This is a genomic window from Paenibacillus sp. FSL L8-0158 (assembly GCF_038592965.1).
In the GTDB taxonomy this organism is placed as follows: Bacteria; Bacillota; Bacilli; order Paenibacillales; family Paenibacillaceae; genus Paenibacillus; species Paenibacillus polymyxa_D.
This window is the reverse complement of sequence record NZ_CP151949.1, coordinates 5,737,545-5,757,762: the sequence shown is the minus strand read 5'-3', so window position 1 is coordinate 5,757,762 and position 20,218 is coordinate 5,737,545. Positions and strand designations below refer to the sequence as shown.

General features: G+C 43.6%; 19 protein-coding genes. 15 read left to right on the top strand and 4 right to left on the bottom strand.

Annotated elements, in window-relative coordinates:
- Window positions 1-18 precede the first annotated feature (18 nt).
- The 7 genes from NSQ68_RS25555 (at window position 19) to NSQ68_RS25525 (ending at window position 6,051) form a co-directional block, all read left to right on the top strand.
- Window positions 19-660 carry a hypothetical protein gene (locus tag NSQ68_RS25555; RefSeq protein ID WP_342427582.1) on the top strand — a complete coding sequence of 214 codons (642 nt, stop codon included), beginning with the start codon at window positions 19-21 and terminating at the stop codon, window positions 658-660.
- 87 nt (window positions 661-747) lie between these two features.
- Window positions 748-1,275: a hypothetical protein gene (locus NSQ68_RS25550; RefSeq protein WP_342427581.1), complete on the top strand. Its 528-nt coding sequence runs from the start codon at window positions 748-750 to the stop codon at window positions 1,273-1,275.
- Window positions 1,276-1,561: 286 nt separating this feature from the next.
- Window positions 1,562-2,896, top strand: a complete 1,335-nt coding sequence (locus NSQ68_RS25545) for an SMI1/KNR4 family protein (protein ID WP_342427580.1) — start codon at window positions 1,562-1,564, stop codon at window positions 2,894-2,896.
- 294 nt (window positions 2,897-3,190) lie between these two features.
- A complete protein-coding gene (locus NSQ68_RS25540; protein WP_342427579.1) occupies window positions 3,191-3,745 on the top strand; it encodes a GNAT family protein in 555 nt (184 codons plus the stop codon).
- A gap of 427 nt (window positions 3,746-4,172) precedes the next feature.
- On the top strand, window positions 4,173-4,706 hold the full coding sequence (locus NSQ68_RS25535) for a YceI family protein (protein WP_307350659.1): 534 nt from the start codon (window positions 4,173-4,175) through the stop codon (window positions 4,704-4,706).
- 225 nt (window positions 4,707-4,931) lie between these two features.
- A complete protein-coding gene (locus tag NSQ68_RS25530) occupies window positions 4,932-5,546 on the top strand; it encodes a class I SAM-dependent methyltransferase (RefSeq protein ID WP_342427578.1) in 615 nt (204 codons plus the stop codon).
- A gap of 43 nt (window positions 5,547-5,589) precedes the next feature.
- Complete coding sequence (locus NSQ68_RS25525) at window positions 5,590-6,051, top strand: phage tail protein (protein WP_342427577.1); 462 nt, start codon at window positions 5,590-5,592, stop codon at window positions 6,049-6,051.
- A 225-nt stretch (window positions 6,052-6,276) separates the two neighbouring features.
- Here NSQ68_RS25525 and NSQ68_RS25520 read toward each other — a convergent pair whose 3' ends face one another.
- Complete coding sequence (locus NSQ68_RS25520; RefSeq protein ID WP_342427576.1) at window positions 6,277-7,365, bottom strand: GntR family transcriptional regulator; 1,089 nt, start codon at window positions 7,363-7,365, stop codon at window positions 6,277-6,279.
- Between the two features lie 289 nt (window positions 7,366-7,654).
- Here NSQ68_RS25520 and NSQ68_RS25515 point away from each other — a divergent pair, with 289 nt between their 5' ends.
- The 6 genes from NSQ68_RS25515 to NSQ68_RS25490 all read left to right on the top strand — a co-directional run bounded on the left by NSQ68_RS25515 (window position 7,655) and on the right by NSQ68_RS25490 (window position 15,123).
- A complete protein-coding gene (locus tag NSQ68_RS25515; protein WP_342427575.1) occupies window positions 7,655-9,268 on the top strand; it encodes an FGGY-family carbohydrate kinase in 1,614 nt (537 codons plus the stop codon).
- A gap of 1 nt (window position 9,269) precedes the next feature.
- A complete protein-coding gene (locus NSQ68_RS25510; protein WP_068939259.1) occupies window positions 9,270-9,965 on the top strand; it encodes an L-ribulose-5-phosphate 4-epimerase in 696 nt (231 codons plus the stop codon).
- A gap of 34 nt (window positions 9,966-9,999) precedes the next feature.
- Window positions 10,000-11,424: an L-arabinose isomerase gene (araA, locus tag NSQ68_RS25505; protein WP_307350672.1), complete on the top strand. Its 1,425-nt coding sequence runs from the start codon at window positions 10,000-10,002 to the stop codon at window positions 11,422-11,424.
- Between the two features lie 169 nt (window positions 11,425-11,593).
- Window positions 11,594-12,457: a hypothetical protein gene (locus tag NSQ68_RS25500; protein WP_342427574.1), complete on the top strand. Its 864-nt coding sequence runs from the start codon at window positions 11,594-11,596 to the stop codon at window positions 12,455-12,457.
- Between the two features lie 138 nt (window positions 12,458-12,595).
- Window positions 12,596-13,384 (top strand): class I SAM-dependent methyltransferase, encoded by a 789-nt coding sequence (locus NSQ68_RS25495; RefSeq protein WP_342427573.1) that lies wholly within the window; start codon window positions 12,596-12,598, stop codon window positions 13,382-13,384.
- 239 nt (window positions 13,385-13,623) lie between these two features.
- Window positions 13,624-15,123 (top strand): malate:quinone oxidoreductase, encoded by a 1,500-nt coding sequence (locus NSQ68_RS25490; RefSeq protein WP_342427572.1) that lies wholly within the window; start codon window positions 13,624-13,626, stop codon window positions 15,121-15,123.
- Window positions 15,124-15,301: 178 nt separating this feature from the next.
- On the opposite strand, the gene NSQ68_RS25485 is transcribed toward NSQ68_RS25490, so the two are convergent.
- On the bottom strand, window positions 15,302-16,048 hold the full coding sequence (locus NSQ68_RS25485) for an SDR family oxidoreductase (RefSeq protein WP_342427571.1): 747 nt from the start codon (window positions 16,046-16,048) through the stop codon (window positions 15,302-15,304).
- Window positions 16,049-16,233: 185 nt separating this feature from the next.
- Here NSQ68_RS25485 and NSQ68_RS25480 point away from each other — a divergent pair, with 185 nt between their 5' ends.
- Window positions 16,234-17,157 (top strand): AraC family transcriptional regulator, encoded by a 924-nt coding sequence (locus tag NSQ68_RS25480; protein ID WP_342427570.1) that lies wholly within the window; start codon window positions 16,234-16,236, stop codon window positions 17,155-17,157.
- Between the two features lie 70 nt (window positions 17,158-17,227).
- On the opposite strand, the gene nudK is transcribed toward NSQ68_RS25480, so the two are convergent.
- Complete coding sequence (gene nudK / locus NSQ68_RS25475) at window positions 17,228-18,190, bottom strand: GDP-mannose pyrophosphatase NudK (protein WP_307350686.1); 963 nt, start codon at window positions 18,188-18,190, stop codon at window positions 17,228-17,230.
- A gap of 1 nt (window position 18,191) precedes the next feature.
- On the bottom strand, window positions 18,192-19,376 hold the full coding sequence (locus tag NSQ68_RS25470) for a MerR family transcriptional regulator (RefSeq protein WP_307350688.1): 1,185 nt from the start codon (window positions 19,374-19,376) through the stop codon (window positions 18,192-18,194).
- A gap of 180 nt (window positions 19,377-19,556) precedes the next feature.
- Between NSQ68_RS25470 and NSQ68_RS25465 the strand changes: the two genes are divergently transcribed.
- Window positions 19,557-20,186: a histidine phosphatase family protein gene (locus NSQ68_RS25465; RefSeq protein WP_342427569.1), complete on the top strand. Its 630-nt coding sequence runs from the start codon at window positions 19,557-19,559 to the stop codon at window positions 20,184-20,186.
- Window positions 20,187-20,218: the final 32 nt, after the last annotated feature.

Here is a 20,218-nt window from a genome sequence, read left to right as displayed (position 1 = left end):
TTGAGGGAGAGTTGTAAAATGCCTAATGAATATCAAATGAATATTTTAGCTGAGAGAACGGAATGTATTCTTTATTATGCGGGGTCGATCCTATCGAACGAGCATAGTGCGGGCTGGATCGGCGGGAATGCGCCCGAATTTTTTGATAATCAATCGGACCTCATCCACGAAGATAACCAAAAATATGTTTTTTACTTGAGCCTCGTCCATCCCTTTAAACCGGAGAGCATGATTTCGATCTTCATCCCTGAAGACTATGAGGAGTATTTAGAAAACAACATTTATCCTAATTGCTCGGTCAAGGTGATTGAGCATCCCACTTCAACTGAAAGTGTCAAAGATATGTTTACTAACCCAGGGCTTGTAAAGCATGCAATTTCAGATGGGAAATTAAGCCATGACAAAAAATCGATGGATCAGCCTTTTTTGATCAAAGTAGGCGGAAACCCGAGACTTATTCAAAATGAAGACTATTATTTTGCGAAGCTGAAGGAGGAGTCATTCTCTTTTTTATTTCAGGTAGATGAAGATGGCTACCCCGAAACGTTGCTTCAAGAGGATTACAATTATCCTTTTGGTTTTGGATCACTATATGTTTTCGCCAAAGTGGGGACGAATGAGATACAACATCCAGTAGCAGGTTTTTGGCAATTCTCTTGATTTAGCGTGCGTATGCCCCATTCGCACAAGCAGGTAACCCGCCCCTGGCGTAAACTGAATTATAATCAGTGAGCGAGGTGAACTTCCATGGCACAATTAAAAGAGATGCGTGCACGGGCTAAGAAGTTTCAGGGCCGTCCGGTCTGTGTCACCCTGCACAGTGGAGAGACTTACGTCGGCTACATCACCGACGTTAATCGCGGCGGGTTGATACTTGCTAGTGCTGGAGCTCCTCCACGCGCTTCTTCCGGGAAGCAAGATTCCCGATCTCTCAAACGCAGAGCCAGTTCGCATGCCCCGAGCGTCCGTCCCGGCAACCGGAAAAGCGGCGCACGTAAGCCGTCTGGCCGTTCGCGCTCCCGCAAGCCGGACGCCAAGGTGTCGGCATTCCTGCCGATGATGGGCTCGCTGTTAGGCGGCCTTGGCGGCTCCACTGCGGGCGCAGGAGGGCTTGGCGGTATGCTCGGCGGCGGCTTGCGGCTGTTCGGCATGATCCAGAAATTTGTCCCGGTCGTGAAGATGGGCTACGGCATGATCAAGTCCATTCGCCCATTTCTCGGCGCCGTTAAAGGCTTGATGCCCTCGGCCAGTCCGGCCACGCCGGATAATGAATAATCGTATACCTGTGAACTTTAAGCCCCCTTGGAGTGATCAAAGGGGGCTAGTCCACAAACAATTGCCACTACCACTATCTAATCCAAATCGGTTTTAACTCGGAATAGCCCATTTCTTTTAGTAAATCCCAGGCATGATCCAGAACTTGAGTCCATTCATATGGATTTTTCCTGTGGTACTCTAGATACATATCATTTTAAAGAGGTACGACCCATAGAAAAAATAATAAAATTGCTGGATAAGCAAACAAAGGAAGCCTGGCTATGGTCAACAGGAGGGTTCAAATATGTGGTCTGGGAAGAAAGAAACGCAACTGGATCGAATAAAAAACAAATTGAGTCAAGCCATGCGCAAAGACACGGACTTCTCGGTGTTTGGAGCATCCTCACATCAATATAGGGTTAAAGAGAAGCTTACAGCAAAAGAGCTGGCGGACTGGCAAACCCACAATCAGGTCACACTTCCTGAGCCTTACGCGCTGTTTTTAACGAACGTCGGCAACGGAGGCGCCGGCCCCTATTATGGGATTTATCCCATTGAAAAGGCAACTTCCTATACCGAGTGCCAGGCACTCCTTGCAAAATCCGTTCTGTATCCCGGGATGAGCAAAGAGGAATGGAACCATCTGATTGAGCCCCTGACCAAGGATGAGGACATTCCCGATGAGGAATACGACGACACCTGTAATAAGGTGTTGGGCGGCATGTTGTGCATAGGTACCCAAGGCTGCGAATACGACATGTATCTCGTACTTGAAGGGAAATATAGGGGGAGAATTGTGTACACCTCCGATTTTCATCCCGATCATCCTTTTTTCTTTGTCTATGAAGGCAGCTTTCTGGACTGGTATGAGCGCTGGCTGGATGAAATTATTCTGGATTATGATATCGGGTGGTTTGGCAGTCGAATGCCGGGTGATGAGAATGCGCTGATCCAGATTTATCAGAGCGCTCCAAACGAAGAAATCCAAGCCAAAGCGCTTGATGGAATGTTCAAGTTTAAGAAAGTCTCTCAGCTAACCCTTGCCTTTTTGAAAAATATTGCAGAGCAAAGCCCCAAAAATCGGGCCACAGCCATTTGGCTCATCTGCAAAACTTCCTTTGACACGGGTAGAAAATATCTTCTGGAGCTGTTGCAATCGGATGAATATGAGGATTTTCTGCAAGCTTTACAGATTCTGCACGCTTCCAGTAAAACTGAGGATTTAACGGAGTTTATTCCAGTGATCTTGCAAAGGCTTGACAGGATTCACGATCCGGAAACGTTGCGTTATGCAGGGTATATCTTGGAAGATTACGGTGCGATTACGCTCCAGAACTTTGCGCCTTTCTTGTGTCACGCGGACCTCACAATGCAAACCACTGCCATCTATGCCGCGCGCAGTTGCGAAAACAAGCTGGGAAGCTGGCAGATCATTGAACAGATGTTGATGGGGGGCGACTCGCAGGTTCTGAATAACTCGATTTTATACTGGGGCATTATTCCACATAAAGATTTGCTGCCTTACTATAAGGCGGTATGGCCGGAATATAAAAGCAATCCGAATTTCAGAGAAGAATTTATCGGCTGTTTGCGAGAACTACATTTGCCAGATGATTATTTCGACAAAGACGAATCGTGAGGAAGGCGTGTATGAATTATCCATAAAATGTCGACGGATAAGTTTAGAGTATCAGCCTTCAGATGGTCGGCACCTTCGATTTAATTATGACGTGGCAGAGCCTGAACATTCCGAAATCGGATTTACGAGTTTCTATGGACAAAAAAGTTGTGTACTAGCGAGTAACTACAGTGATTTTCACCTGTCCGGTATACAATAAAGTTGTTTTTACTAAAAGTGATTCTTTTATGATGTTTCATTAATATTTCGTACACAACTTTATTGGCCGTTTAAATAACAACTGGAGGTATATCCATGCAAATGCTTGAAACCAACCGATTGATCCTGCGGAATTTTGCCGCAACCGACGCTGCCGGATTGTTGGAGTATACAGCTAATCCAAGAGTTAACTGCTTTATGGATCACCAGATTTCGACGTTGGAGGAAGCTACAGAGGAGGTCGGAAAAAGAAGCAGTGACGACTCCCATATCGCGGTCTGCCTGAAAGATAGCAACGAACTGATCGGAGAACTGTTTGGTATGAAGGAAGAACGAGATTCGGATACGTATGGTATTGGATGGAATTTTAATGCCAGATTTGAAGGGAAAGGGTACGCAAGCGAGAGCGCCAACGCCTTCATAGAATATCTCTTTACGCAACAGGAAGTAAGGAGACTGTACGCCTATGTCGAGGACGATAACTTCCGTTCCCAGAAGCTGTGTGATAAGCTGGGCTTTCGCCAGGAAGGCTGTTTCATGGAATTCGTTTCATTTGTTAAATACGAAGACGGCACGCCGAAATACGAGAATACGTATCAATATGCATTACTGAAAAAAGAATGGCTCTCACAACGTGCTAATCAGAAATAAAGAACAAGAGATTAAACTCATTTTTAAAACTAAGAAACGTTACATAACAAATACGGCGACTTCTCTTTAGTGGATTTCAGGGAAAAGTCCGTTTGCTTTTAAGTTTCGATATAGGGTCTGGTTTAGCTACCCCAAAACGGCTTTGAAATCTGCTGACCTTGATCGATCTTCGTCCTTACTCAGCTTCACAGGTTGTTTCCGCAAGCCTCCAGTCACTCACAAGCTACTATAAGTTAGAACACAACTTTATTGTTTAGTACATAACTTTATTGTCTGTAGACAACGAGGAAGCCGAAAAAATGATAAAACGCTACTGACATCCTGTTGTCAGTAGCGTTTTTGTATATTAGGAGCATGCGAATAGCGCAGTGCTTTGAGAGGGGGTGACCTTTTTCAAAGATCTTATCATAGAGGGTGGAATTTATTCATGAGAAATATCAAATGGGAAGTGGATCCGGACCACAGCTCCGTCGAGTTTTCGGTGGCGCATTTAATGATTAGTAGAATCAAAGGAGTATTCGAGCATTTCCAAGCGATCTTGAGTTTTGACCCCAACGATTTAACAACCATGGGGATTCAGGCTTCCATAGATGCAAATAGTATTACAACTCGCCAATCGCAACGAGATGAGCACCTGAAGAGCGACGACTTCCTTCATGCAGCCAAGTATCCAACCATTACGTTTCAAAGCACCAGCTGCGTCCTTGCTGGCGAACGGCAATATGAACTTACGGGCAATCTAACTCTGCATGGAGTAACAAAACCCATCACTTTTCGTACCGTTTTTGAAGGATTAAACAAAGACCCTCGCGGCCGGGAACGTGTAGGATTTCATTCAACGGCCAGTATCGAACGCAATGAATTTGGTTTGACATTCAACTCTCCTCTGGAAACGGGTGGAATTGTCGTTGGAAATGAAGTGAGAATCGAGCTTTATATCGAAGCAATTAGAATAGATTAGCGATTCTAAAGGCCATCCTTTTAACGGGGTGGCCTTTATTCAAAACTTCCCGTTACAGGTAGGGTGGTGAGCCACATCACAAATAAGGGCGAAAATTTTGAAGCAAAACAGTTTTGTTTTCCGTAAGCATGAATAAGAGTGTGGACTAAATGCAAATGCTTCGATAGAATATCATTCTATATTGTTGTATTCAGAATATTATTAAGACGGATTGGAGGAGTAATCATGGGAAATACGGATAAGTTTGAAATGATAGCGAATATATATGACACTTCGGAAAGAATTCAAATTGCAAAGGCATCATCTGATGCCATTCGTGAATATGTAGTTGATGCTAATAGTAAGAAGGCTGTTGATTTCGGGTGTGGAACGGGTCTTGTCGGAATGAACTTGTTAAATGATTTTAATTCTATGCTTTTTCTGGATACTTCACAAAATATGATTAATCAAATAAAGCAAAAAATTACTGATCTTCATATTCAGAATGCAGATACATTATGCTTTGATTTTGAAAAGAAAGGTCTATCGGATTTGCATGCGGATTATATTTTTATGGCTCAGGTTTTACTCCATATTCATGATGTTGAATTTGTTTTATCCAGATTATTTGATGTTCTAAATGAAGGAGGACATTTATTAATCGTAGATTTTAATAAAAATGAAAAAGTAGTTTCAGACATAGTTCATAACGGATTTAATCAAGAAGAGCTGGCTGACATTATGACTAAAATAGGGTATAGAGATATTCAATCCAAAACTTTTTATAATGCAAGTAAAGTATTCATGGGACAAGATGCATCTATGTTTATTCTTGATTCTCAAAAACCGTACCATAAGTAGCGGCAAGTTTTTTGGGCATAATGAGATAAAAGGAGAGATGGAAATGTCCTATATCGTTGATTTTAATAATGTGTCTACGGTTGGTTTAGAGTCTTCACCTGTAGTAGAAGCGCTTGCTGGTTTGCGTGCTAATGAAGCCCGTTACTTTATGAACAAATACAAGCATCAATTTACGGTTGTGCCAGCTAGTGAAAGTCAGGAGACCCTTGATTATGTGAACCGAGTTCTGAAAGAGCGTGATATTGAATTTGCGGCCAAACCTTTAGAAACGTCACGTTTTCAAGTGGAAAATATTAAATTTGCTTACGTCTTTTATGAGGATGGTCTTGGGGTCAACGTCATGTATACGGTGGATGACCCTAAGAAGCGAGCCGTTGGTTTTAAGCTTTCTGAGGGGATGGAGGTGCCAAAGGAGCTAGAAGGGAAGTTTAAGTTTGCTAGACAGAAGTCAAAACTAGCCGGAACCATTCGGGGTTCGTTTTTTGTAATTAAAGGAGAATATTAAAGTAGGCAAAAGCGCAATTGGAGAAATCGGATGTAAATTGCTTCCGATCTCTCCGCAAACATGATCATGACTTGGATTAATTATCTTTGGAGTGTCGTTCACCCACTTGGTACTCATTCGCATGCTCAAACATGGCCTCTGCATAAAACAGCCATCCCGCTTTTGTGGGCTCAATCGGAAATTGTTTTATTGGCGGTTCATAATTAGAGGTAATGTGAGAACCATCTACTTCAGTCTCTTCTTTACCGTCTCCCCTTCAATTAACATAGGTTGATAATAGGTGTGGTTGCGCAGATCCTTCTTCCCTTGCAGTTTCTTAATAACCCAATCGGCGGCATCACGTCCCATTTGTTCCTGGGGGTGTGTTAATGTCGTTAGTTTGATGTTTGCATTTTTGGAGATATAGGAATTATCTTGACCTATAACGGATAAGTCTTCGGGCACAGATATCCCAAGTTGTCTGCATACATGTACAACTTCTAATCCTACCTCGTCGTTATAGCAGATAATTGCGGTTAACCCGTCTCTTTGTTCGGTTAGGAATTTTTTTAAGTTGGTGGACAGGTCCTGCTTCGTCTCTGTATAGAATGAGAGCACTTGCTCTGGGTGAAACCGTAACTTGGCCTCTCCAAGCGCTTTAATATATCCCTTCATTCGATGCTTTCCTTGTAAATCGTCCATTTTAGCAATGATACCAATGTGTGTGTGTCCGTTAACAATCAATTCTTTGGTTGCCAAATAGCTGGACTGTACGTCATCGAGACAAAAGAAGGGAACTTCCAATTCTTCATAATAGGCATTAATCATAATGAACGGAACATCCTGCTCCTTGAACGTCAGATAGTAGGAGATATTGGGATTATATAGATTGCTCTTCGTAGGCTCAATGATCAAGCCATCCACACCAAAGGACAACATCATCTCCAAAGCTTTCTTTTCTTGTGCGACATCATTATTTGTACTAGCTAATAGCAATGAATAATTATCTTCATTCAATCTGGCTTCAATCCCGCGAATAATAGAAGGGAAGATGTAATCGGAAATGTAGGTGGTGATGACTCCGATGGTTTTATTACTGGAATTCCCGCCGGTTTTTGATCGGAATTGGTTGCTGACATAGGTGCCAGATCCTTTTTCACTTCTTAAAAAGCCCTCGTTGGATAGTTCTAAAATAGCCTTTCGAACCGTCTGGCGACTAACTTGATACTTATCCTGCAGAGCCGATTCCGTTGGAATTTGTTCTCCTACGCTGTATGCTCCTGATAGAATGTTGCTTTTTATATCCTCAAGGATGACCTGATACTTTGGTTTCACTTTATTCCTTCTTTCCTGGTTGTCCTAATACCAATTTACCTACCCGTAATATTTGTATGTACATATTTTAGCATAATTATGATCTTATTATAATCCATAGTCTAACATGCATAAATACTAAAGGAAAAATAGAGAAATACTCGGTTTATAATAATATTTGTATGTATAACTATGTATTCATGTTGACAAATGTACGAACAAAAAATATACTAAGGTTGTAAATTAAAGAAAGCGCCTTCTTTCATTATTGCGGTTAAAACAGTTGTTCAGAGAGAGGAGTCACGTGAGCATGGATCAAGACATTAAACAAGCGATTACTAAGGGAGAAACCTCACTTGGTATCGAATTTGGATCCACACGTATCAAGGCAGTGCTGATTGATCATCATTTTGAAACAATCGCATCTGGAAGCTATGAGTGGGAAAATCTCTTGGTAGACGGTTATTGGACGTACAACTTAGAGAGTATTATTACGGGTCTGCAAGAGGCTTATCGTGAGATGAAACAAGAGGTTGAACAAAAGTATGGAATCACCCTTCGTACCGTTGGTTCTATAGGATTCTCTGCAATGATGCACGGATATATGGCTTTTGACAGCGAGGGCGAGTTGCTTGTTCCGTTCCGGACTTGGCGGAATGCGACAACTGGTACTGCGGCAAAAGTGTTAACTGATAAATTCCAATTCAACATCCCTGAGCGATGGAGTATTGCTCACCTGTATCAAGCTATATTGAACGAAGAGCAACATGTCCCTCAAATTGATTTTATGACGACGTTAGCTGGATATATTCACTGGCTGCTGACTGGCAATAAGGCCATTGGCATCGGAGATGCATCGGGTATCTTCCCAATTGATGAGACTACACATGATTATAACCAATCGATGGTTAAGCAGTTTGATGAACTCATTGCGTCCAAAGGCTACGATTGGAAGTTAGAAGGAATTCTCCCTAAAGTTTATATTTCAGGCGAGCAGGCAGGTGTACTAACCGCCGCGGGAGCCAAAATCCTAGATAAATCCGAAGATTTACAACCAGGTATTCCGCTTTGTCCTCCAGAAGGTGATGCGGGAACAGGGATGGTCGCTACGAACAGCGTGAGAAAACGGACGGGCAACGTCTCTGTGGGAACCTCGGTTTTTGCCATGCTTGTATTAGAGAAGGATCTTTCAGCGGTATATCCGGAAATTGATCTGGTGACTACACCGAATGGTAATCCAGTCGGAATGGTTCATGCCAACAACTGTTCAAGTGATATCAATGCTTGGCTGGGATTGTTCCGTGAATTTTCTGAGGCAATGGGGCAAAAGGCGGATCCGAATCAATTGTTCAGTGTGTTGCTGAACAAGGCTTTGGAAGCGGATCCAGATGGCGGTGGTTTACTCAGCTATGGCTATTTGTCAGGGGAGAATATCACCGGAATAGAGAAAGGCAGACCGTTGTTTGTCCGCTCTCCTGAGAGCCGTTTCAATTTGGCCAATTTCATGCGGACTCATCTTTTCACTGCGTTTGCTGCTTTGAAAATCGGAATGGATATTTTGACAAAGAAAGAAAATGTCGCAATTGATAGCATTCTGGCTCACGGTGGTTTGTTTAAAACCCCTATCGTCGGACAAAAAATTGTTGCGGCTGCCATGAATGTCCCGGTATCAGTGATGTCAACAGCCGGAGAAGGCGGGGCGTGGGGTATTGCCATTCTCGCTTCTTACATGAAGAACAAGGATCAACAAGAAAGTCTGGAAGACTTCCTCGACCAAAAAGTATTTAGAGATGCTGAGGGGCAAGAAATCTCTCCCGACAGTTCCGACGTTAAAGGATTTGAATCATTCATGGAACGCTACACACAAGGCCTAGCGATTGAACAGGCTGCTGTAGATAATCTAGTGGAAAACTGGAGGAATTGACGTGTTAGAGCAACTGAAAGAAGAAGTATATCAAGCCAATCTGGATTTGCCTAAACATGGACTCGTAAAATACACCTGGGGTAACGTAAGCGCTGTTGATCGTGAGAGCCGCTTATTCGTGATCAAACCTAGTGGTGTTAGTTATGACACGATGAAACCTAGCGATATGGTGGTTGTCGATTTTGATGGCAATGTTGTTGAAGGAGAAATGAGGCCTTCATCAGATACACCGACTCACGCCGTACTTTATAAGCATTACGCAGAGATCGGCGGTATTGTACACACACATTCGACTTGGGCGACCATTTGGGCTCAAGCAGGCTTGGATGTACCTGTAATGGGGACTACTCATGCAGACACCTTCTATGGTTCTGTTCCTTGCGCCCGTTTCTTGACACAAGAGGAGATTGATCGTGGTTACGAAGCGGAAACCGGCCGTGTCATCATCGAAACTTTTGAGCAGCGCGGACTAGATATTTTAGCAGTGCCGGGTGTTCTGCTTAAGGGTCATGCGCCCTTCACCTGGGGCAAAGATGCGAAATCGGCAGTCATGAATAGCGTCGTGTTGGAAGAAGTTTCGAAAATGAATTTATTCGCACGAGAATTGAATCATTTTGCTGAAGAATTGCCGCAGCGCATTCTAGATAAACACTATTTACGCAAACATGGGAAAGACGCCTACTACGGGCAAAAGTAAGACCAACTAAAAAATGAAGAAAAGAGGATGAATGATGTCAACAGTAGGTACAAAACAGTTCTGGTTTGTCGTAGGTTCACAACATCTGTATGGAGAAGAAGCATTAGCAGAAGTCAAAGCACACGCACAAGAAATGACCGATGCCTTAAATAAAAGTGGTGTTCTGCCTTATCCGCTTGTATTGCAGGATCTGGCGGTTAGTGCAGACAAAATCACCAACCTCATGAAAGAAGTCAACTATCGTGACGAGGTTGCCGGTGTCATCACTTGGATGCATACCTTCTCGCCTGCAAAAATGTGGATTCGCGGTACTAAATTGCTGCAGAAGCCGTTGCTTCATCTGGCTACACAGTTCAATGAAAGCATTCCTTGGGCTACGATTGACATGGACTTCATGAACCTCAATCAGGCAGCTCATGGTGACCGTGAATATGGATTTATCAATGCCCGTCTGAAGAAACAGAATAAAGTGGTCGTAGGGTACTGGGAACGTGCGGAAGTTCAGAAGCAAATCGCAGAGTGGATGGATGTAGCGGTTGCTTATAACGAAAGCTTCAATATCAAAGTTGCCCGCTTTGGCGACAACATGCGTAACGTTGGTGTTACGGAAGGTGACAAGGTCGAAGCTCAAATTCAATTCGGATGGACCGTTGACTACTTCGGAATCGGCGACCTCGTTCAGTACGTCAATGCTGTGAAAGAAGAAGAGATTGATGCTTTGTTTGCGGAATACTCCAAACTCTATGAGTTTGATTATGGTACTTATAGCAAGGAAGCTTGGGAAGCCAGTGTAAGAGTGCAAGCAAGCTATGAAATTGCTATTAAACGATTCCTGGATCATGGCGGCTATACTGCCTTCACTACGAACTTCGAAGACCTCTATGGTATGAAACAGCTTCCTGGTCTTGCTGTTCAACGTTTGATGGCACAAGGATACGGCTTCGCCGGTGAAGGGGACTGGAAGACGGCAGCGCTCGATCGTCTGCTTAAAGTCATGAGCCATAACCAATCCACTGGCTTTATGGAAGACTACACCTATGAATTAGCGACTGGTCAGGAATCGATCCTTCAATCCCATATGCTTGAAGTTGACCCAACGTTGGCGAGCAACAAGCCTAAAGTCATCGTTTCTCCGTTAGGTATCGGCGATCGTGAAGATCCAGCCCGTCTGGTATTTGACGGCAAGGCAGGAGACGGTGTGGTTGTTTCCATGGCTGACTTTGGCACCCATTATAAACTGCTGATCAATGAGGTTACCGCATTTGAACCGACAGTTCCTGCTCCAAATCTTCCAGTGGCCCGTGTACTGTGGAACGTGAAGCCAAACTTCCAAGATGGGGTTAAAGCATGGATTGAGAACGGCGGAGGTCACCATACCGTGGTTTCCTTGAATCTAACCACAGACCAAATTGTGACTTATGCAAAACTGGTTAACCTGGAATACGTAATTATTAAATAACTAGAAGATATCCATCTATAAAAGCATTGGGTCATTCCTTAGGATCCAATGCTTTTTATTGGTTTTCTAAGGATGTCGAGATAAAGGAAAGGTTCCTAAGCTATCTGGCGATATAACGAGACAATTGGGTTCTCCTTAAGGTAATCATAATTCATAAGGATGTGATACTATGGCCAATGTACCAGCTACGAAAACGAAACTGGTTATCGTTGAAGGCATACCTGGCTCTGGCAAATCCACATTATCTAGATACATACATGACATGTTAAACAAACATCCAATAGAATCGGAACTATTTTTAGAAGGAGACTTACGACATCCCGCTGATTATGAATCGGTTGCATGTATACCGAACGAAGAACTTGATCGGCTTCGATCAATCTATTCCGAGGTGTTTCATTACATTGATCCGTTCGTATCTTTGAATGGCAACGACTCTTTAATCGCATATGCGCTTGCGCAGCAATCAGCTCAAAATGAAATTCCTCCTAGTTTGTATGAGGAAATCCGGCGTTATGAAATTTACGATGGAGTACCCGTAGAAAAATATTGCGAGTTGATGGTTCAACGTTGGAGTTCTTTTGCTAAGAGTCAGCGAGAGAGGGAAAAGCTAATCATACTCGAATGCTGTTTTTTACAGAACCCAGGGTGTGCATTACTCGCCCGGCATGATGCTGGAAATGATCGATTTGTTCAGCATGTATTACAGATTGCGGAGCAAATTCAGAACCTAAATCCAATTTTGTTTTATTTGAAGCAACCGAATGTGCGTGAGACGATTGAGCGAGTGAAGACAATGAGATCTCATGAATGGTTAGATTTCGCGATTTGGTACCATACGGAGCAAGATTATGGAAAGCAAAAGGGGCTTCACGGGTACGAAGGATATATTCAGTTCCTTGAACATCGACGAGAGCTAGAATTGCAAATTATTGAGCAACTCCCTTTTCAATCATTTATTATGGATAACTCCGATTATGATTGGGTGAATCAACAACAGACTGTTTCGAATATCATGATGAAGTATTTATAAACCGTGAAGCTCATTCGAGGAAACGCTGGTGCAATTAGAAAGGGCCTGTCCCGTAAAGGTTGGCCCAAAAACTTGCCGTTACAGGCAGCCCCGTGACTCTCATGTTTTAAAAGTTCAGTAGAGAGAAGGTTATAAGCTATGAGTGATTATGGTCCAGATCTATTTAAAGGTACCGCCTGGTACTACTCTAGGTATCGACCTCCTTATCCTTCGTCGCTTATTCGGTTTCTAGTTAACAAGTTTTCTCTGAATGGGGAAGGTCGTTTACTTGACTTAGGATGTGGAACGGGTCAGTTAGCTCTAAGATTTAGTGATTGGTTTGAAGAAATAGTAGGTGTAGATACTGAATCAGAAATGCTAGATGAAGCAAACCGTTTGTCCAGTGATAAAAGGTTGGACAATGTTAAATGGGTACAAGGAAGGGCGGAAGAGCGTGTATGTGACTGGGGTTTCTTTCGCCTCGTTATAATTGCGAAAGCATTTCATTGGATGGATAGAGAGTCCATTCTTGACATTCTGTATAACAGTTCTGATACTAATGGTGGCGTAGCTATTATTGATAATACTGGGAAGCAGGAATCCTTACTTTGGCAACTCAAGGTCAACGAAGTAGTGAAACGTTGGCTAGGAGACGCAAGAAGAGCTGGTAATAGCACTTACACTCCCCCAAAGGAGAGGTATGAGGATATTGTAAGAAAATCTGGATTCAAAAATGTCCAAAGACATATTTTACCGAGTTATTCATATACATGGACTGTTGATTCGATCATTGGAAATCTGTACTCTACATCATTTGCTTCAAGACGCTTTTTTGGTGATAATCTAGTACGATTTGAAAATGATTTAACATCTGTTCTACTAGATATGGACTCCACGGGTGTGTTTACCGAAGAATTGTCGGTGTCTGTTATTACTGCTAATAAGTGAAGCCCCAATAATACAGCGTGTTGAGATCAATTCTTATTATTTCTGCAAAGAAAATTCTCACTTTTTAGCAGAAATGATTTATAATTATCAGATAATAGACAATATAATTTTTAAAAGATTATATTTTAGTTATAATAGAGACAGAAAAGATATGTTCCTGAGTGGAGCCTTGCTTCTTGTATCACCTAAGCAGGAGGGCCTGCTCTTTTTTGCAAATATAAGAGATAAGGAAGGTTTTTATGAATAGCATTCAGAAAAAAACAGACGTTATCTTAATTGGTGCCGGAGTCATGAGCGCGACTCTGGGATCATTGCTGAAAGAGTTAGCACCAGAATGGGAAATCAAAGTGTTTGAGAAACTCGCAAACGCAGGAGAAGAAAGCTCTAACGAATGGAATAATGCAGGTACAGGTCATGCTGCACTGTGCGAGCTGAACTATACATCCGAAAAAGCTGACGGATCTATAGATATTCGTAAAGCTGTAGACATTAATGAGCAGTTTCAGCTTTCAAGACAGTTTTGGTCTTTTCTTGTAAATAGCCATTTGATTCGTAATCCTCAGGACTTTATCAAACCAATACCTCATATGAGTTTGGTAACAGGAGAGAAAAATGTATCTTTTTTGAAAAAAAGGTTTAAAGCGCTTTCAACTATTTCTCTGTTTCAAGGTATGGAATTTTCCGATGATCCTGAAAAGCTGAAGGAATGGATTCCGCTGATTATGGAAGGCCGTACATCGAATGAACCAATCGCGGCAACCAAAATCGACTCTGGAACAGATGTTAACTTTGGTGCTTTAACACGTATGTTGTTTGAGCATTTAAAAAGTAAAAATGTCGAAATCAATTACAAGCATAGTGTAAAGGATATTAAACGTGCGGGCGACGGCTCGTGGAAAGTCAAAGTCCACAATCTGGATAACGGTAAAATCGAATACCATACTGCCAAATTTGTCTTTATCGGTGGTGGAGGTGGAAGTCTACCTTTACTACAAAGAACTGGTATTCCTGAGTCCAAATATATCGGGGGATTCCCGGTAAGTGGACTATTTATGGTATGTAACAATCCTAAGGTTGTCGCCCAGCATCATGCAAAAGTATATGGTAAAGCTAAGGTTGGTGCTCCGCCCATGTCTGTGCCGCATCTGGATACAAGATATATCGGTAACCAAAAAGCACTGCTATTTGGACCGTTTGCCGGCTTCTCACCGAAGTTCTTGAAAACGGGCTCAAATTTGGATTTGATCGGCTCTGTAAAACCCAATAACCTCATTACGATGTTGGCGGCAGGCGCAAAAGAGATGGCATTGACCAAATACCTGATCCAGCAAGTGATGTTATCGAATGAAAAGCGTTTGGAAGAATTACGCGAGTTTATTCCGAACGCCAAAATCGAGGACTGGGGGATCGTGGTAGCGGGCCAACGTGTGCAGGTGATCAAAGATACGGAGGGCGGTAAAGGAACACTTCAATTTGGTACAGAAGTGGTTAGTGCTGCTGATGGTTCGGTAGCTGCACTGCTCGGCGCTTCTCCGGGTGCTTCTACTGCTGTTCACGTTATGCTGGAAGTATTGGAAAAATGCTTCCCACAACATATGGAAGAGTGGGAATCAAAAATAAAAGAAATGATTCCTTCTTATGGGGTGTCACTAGCGGAAAACCCAGAGCTTTACCAAGAAATTTATGATTCCACAACGGAGGTGCTGGGCCTGGGCGAAAAAGAACCGCTTCATCGTTGATTTTGCATGGCTGGTAACTGGATCATCTCACTATTTTTTAATAAAATGTACATTAATCAAAGTTTTGCAATCCTTCTGCATTTTCGGTGTCACATGGATGATCAGCTTCCATGGTAAAGCTTTATGCGTAAATAGATAGGGGCGCACTCACAAGGGGAGGTGCCCCTATCTATTTATGTTACATTTGTGCGGTTGGACGGATTACGATTTCGTTCACATCAATATCAGCTGGTTGTTCAATTGCGAATCCAATTGCGCGGGCTACCGCGTCCGGTGTCATGGCTAGTTTATCCCGGATGACGGCGAGTTGATCTCTTATAGCCGGGTCTGTTAAACTCTCGGTGAAATTTGTCTGCACAATACCTGGCGAAATGATGGTTACGCGCAGTTTATCGCCAGCCTCTTGGCGCAGCCCCTCCGAGATAGCACGTACGGCGAATTTCGTGCCGGAGTAGACCGACTGGTTTGGAACGGTCTTGTGTCCTGCAGTAGAAGCAGTGTTCACGAAATGTCCGAAACCCTGTTTGCGAAAGACAGGCAACGCTGCAGCAATGCCATACAAAACGCCTTTAATGTTGACGTCAATCATGTGCTCCCAATCTTCCACGCGCAGATCATCGAGAGGGGATATAGGCATAACGCCAGCGTTGCTGACGAGAACATCCAGCTTCCCGTATCGTTCGCAAGCCAAAGTAACGAGGTTGCACAGATCCTCGCGCCGACTCACGTCAGTGCGTGCATAAACAGCTTCGCCACCCCTATTCGTAATACGTGTCGCCAGTGCTTCAAGGCGGTCCACCCCGCGCGCTCCAAGCACGACTTTTGCTCCACGCTCGGCAAGTAACAGTGCTGTTGCTTCTCCAATTCCGCTGCTTGCACCTGTAATCACGACGACTTTGTTCTCTATTCTTCCCTCCAAACTCATAGCCCAATCCTTCTTCCTTTGATCTATTTGCCTTAGGCCCTTTGTTGGCCTTGCAATTACATTTTAAGTAGAATTCGATTGAGACAGGTAGACCGATCAAGTTCAATTCTTGCCTAATCCTATTCGGCGTGCATATAATTAGCACATCAAAATTAGCGTTCAACGGAAAGGAAGGTGAAGCATGTATGATTTCGTCTTCTCCCCCCTCTGATATTTCTACGAATCTACAAGAACTGATTCGTCTGATTGATCAACACGCGTCTTCGGACGGTACGTTTGTTTCGTCTGTGCCAGGACTTTATTTCAGACGTGCAAGCCATGTGTCCGAGCTGAATCATACGGTCCATATGCCCTCCCTGTACGTGGTCGCACAAGGCTCAAAGACTGCAATGCTGGCTGGAGAAAACTATGTGTACGATCCAACAACCTACATGGTCACATCAGTTCAACTTCCCGTAATTGGTAAAATAACTCAAGCCTCGTCGGAGCTTCCTTATCTAAGTCTTCAATTATCCATTAGTCCAGACGTCATCCTGGACATTATCAAGAAGAGTCCTCCTCCATGCAACGTAAAGACTGGACGCGGCATACTGGTGAGCCAATTTGACCCTCTGCTGCTTGATGCGCTGCTTCGGCTTGTCAGACTTTCGGATACGCCTGCGGATATTCAGTTTCTTGCGCCGCTTATCACGCACGAGATCCTTTATCGTGTATTACAAGGTGAGCAGGGAGCTCTAATCAGGCAATTTGCTGTAGTTGGCAGCTATGCACATAGCATCTCCAAAGCGATCCATCTGATTACCCGCGATTACTCTAAGCCTCTTGTGATCGAAGAATTGGCGAAGGAAGTAAACATGAGCCCTTCTTCCTTACACAAGCACTTTAAAAAGGTAACGGCTATAAGTCCTCTGCAGTATCAGAAGGCCATTCGACTGCAGGCTGCACGCCGCTTACTGCTCTCGGAGGGATTGGAAGCCGCCACTGTAGGCTTTCGCGTTGGCTATGAGAGTCCTTCGCAGTTCAGCAGGGAATATGGACGCATGTTTGGACGGCCACCGATGAGTGATGTTAAACATTTGCGTAGTTCCCTTAGTGTCTCAGTTGATTGAAAGGTTCTTCGGGTGATCCGCGGGGGATGCCCAGAGGCAAGTTGTCTTTGGTCTGGTTAGAGAGGGTATGTCACACCAACGGAAGTTCGTCGAGCCGTTCGTAAATCAACAATCCTTTCTCTTTCGCCACCCTTACCATTTCATCGGCACCCTGAGAAGGTCCCCCAACTCGAAGCACGGCGTTACAGCAATCAAGCAGGCGAATGGAAGACGGATGAAAGATTCTGTTAAAAGTCTCATCTCCCAGAGTAGTGGAACCGGCTGTTGCGATAAGGGGCAAAGCATACCACTCTCCCAGCACCGGCATGTGACCAGCCTTGTAAACTTGAAGAGCAATTTCATTCATGTAGTTGACGTTCTTCTCGATTAGTACAGGATCATCATTCGTCCCAGATCGATACGGGCCTGCGATAAGGATATGAAGCGGTTTCGATTTCACTTTCAAGAGACCCTGGATCTGAGCGTATTGGAGCAGCATTATTGTCTTGGCGTCACGAATCTCGCCGCTTTCGACCATGTTTAGCACTTGAGCAAACGGAAGTTCCATCACTTCAATGTTTTCCTGCTCCTCCTCAAGGCCACCACCGCCACCCGTTGTCATATCTTCACTATACTCGGCTACATAGAAGTGCAGGATTTCGGTAACGGAGCCCGGTGACATATAGGCCTCGCCGACTTTCTGCACACGGTCGATACGGTATCCCGTCTCCTCCTCCGTCTCCCGAAGAATACCTTCTTCCGGTGTTTCTTTATCGAGTAGTCCTGCACAGGTTTCGATAAGCATTCCAGTTTCATTGCCGTTTCGATAAGTAGGCATCCGGAATTGCCTGGTCAGAACAACGGTTTGTTTGTGCCGATTATAGAGCAGGATCGTAGCGCCGTTGCCACGATCGTATACTTCTCGGGATTGTGTCTCCCATTGTCCATTATTTTTTTCAAACTCGAATGTGATCTTATTTAAGTTGTACCAGTTATCCGATAGAAGCTCCTCTTTTACAATCCGTACTCTTGGGTGGTGCTGTTGTGTCTTCATCTCATTTCCTCCCTAGAAAGATTCCATTCTCTTTAGTCATTTCGAGGATTCCGTTCTGCTGCAGAAGCCGATTGACGTGGTCCCGAAACTTGTCAATAACCGCTCCGACAAGTCGCTCTCTTGCATTCATCGGAGTCGAAATTATATATTCGATCAGGGGTTCCGCTTCGTCGACCAACAGACAGTCTTCGTATCGAAGCAACCGAAGATCGGAAAAGCAAGAAGACAGCAAGTCCTCTCCGTTATCCAGGTGGAACCGATTAATAGCATGATCTAACACAAGAAGTTCAGGATCGAACGAAACCGCCAAGTGTTCGACCTCTTGTAGGTGTCGAGTGCTCATCGTAGAGGTGCATACTATACCTCCTTGCTTTAAGATACGGTGCATCTCGCGGATTGCTCTAGGGATGTCCGGCACGTGGTAAAGCATGTTGTTAGCGATAACCATATCGAATTGCTCTTCATGGAATGGGATCTGTTGCGCGTCAACAGATAAAAACTTAAACTGCGAACTGTTGCTTCCCAAACGGCAACGTGCTTCTTCCACCATCCCGCTAGACATATCGGTAAGCGTGATACGCCAGCTGCTTGGAATTCGTTCGGCGTTTCTTATCCAAAAGGTCCCGTCGCCGCAGCCCAACTCGAGAATGTGGGCTCCCGGCTGCACTTCCAGTTGTTCAAAAATCCAACGATGCCAGCCTTGAGGATTCGTACTGTACTTGTCGTAAAGATGTATCCGCGTTTGCAGGCGGTTCGCCGTCCGATATTGCTCCCCCCAATTTTGCTCACTCTGCACGGTTTGAATAACATCCGCCAAATGGTTCCAATCGGATCCATAGACCGACATTTCCATGGCATCTCGTATTGCATGCACTACGTGCTCCGTATGAGCAATTTTCTTTTGTAAAACATCGAGTTGTGCTTGCAACGAGTGTCTGATCTCTCCGTTGGATGGCGATTCTGCATCTAAAATGTCCATTATTTTTTGAAGCGATAACCCTAGATACTTCAACATCTGAATTCGCTGTAATCTTTCCATATCTTTCATGTTGTACAATCTTATGGATCCAGTGCGATGGCCTCCTGGACTCAGAAGTCCGATTTGATCGTAATAGCGCAATGTCCTGACCGTTATCCCTGTACGTTTGGCAAGCTGTCCTGTCGTCAGACAGTTCTCTTTGTCCATTCATTCCTCACATCCAATTGATTGCTCTAGCATGTCGTTCTCAGTCAGTATAGCAAATGACGTAACGTCACCTTCAAGAAAAATTTATGCAATAAGAAACAAGAGAAAATCAAAGGGGTTCTGATATTTAGCCACGAATATCATGTAATAAAAAATCATCAGCTCTTCATGGAGGATACTATGAAAACTTTCATTTACATGGTGAGACATGGCGAATCACCAAAGACGGAAGGAAATGAAAGAACAAGAGGTCTGACTGATAAAGGCAAGTCAGATGCTTTTCAAATAACTGAGTTATTGAAAGGAGAGGGGATTGAGGTTTTCGTTTCAAGTCCATATCAACGGGCAATCTTAACCATTCAAGAGTTAGCTCAATGCTCAGGACAAGAAGTTATAATAATCGAGGATCTCAAAGAAAGAATTTTTTTGAATGAAGACAACCGAATGCCCGATGATGAATTATTCCCTTTGTTAGATAAGTCATTTTCTGATCCCAACTTTGCTTTAACGGGAGGAGAGTCTAATGCAGTTTGTCAGAATAGAAGTATAACAGTCTTAAAGGAATTGCTAAAAATCTACCGAGGACGGAAAGTCGCATTAGGCACTCATGGAGCTGTAATGGCTTTAATGATGGGGTACTATGACAAGCAGTATGATTTGAATTTTTTACTACATACATCCAAACCAGATGTATACAGAATGGAATTCAATGATCAGGAACTAGTTGAGGTAAAAAGATTGTGGAACTTCCGTGATAGTTTGCGAGGAAAAGGTATAGGGACATTCTTCAAAGAGAGACCACCCTTATAAAAAGGATGGTCTCTCTTTGAAACTTTTCTTGT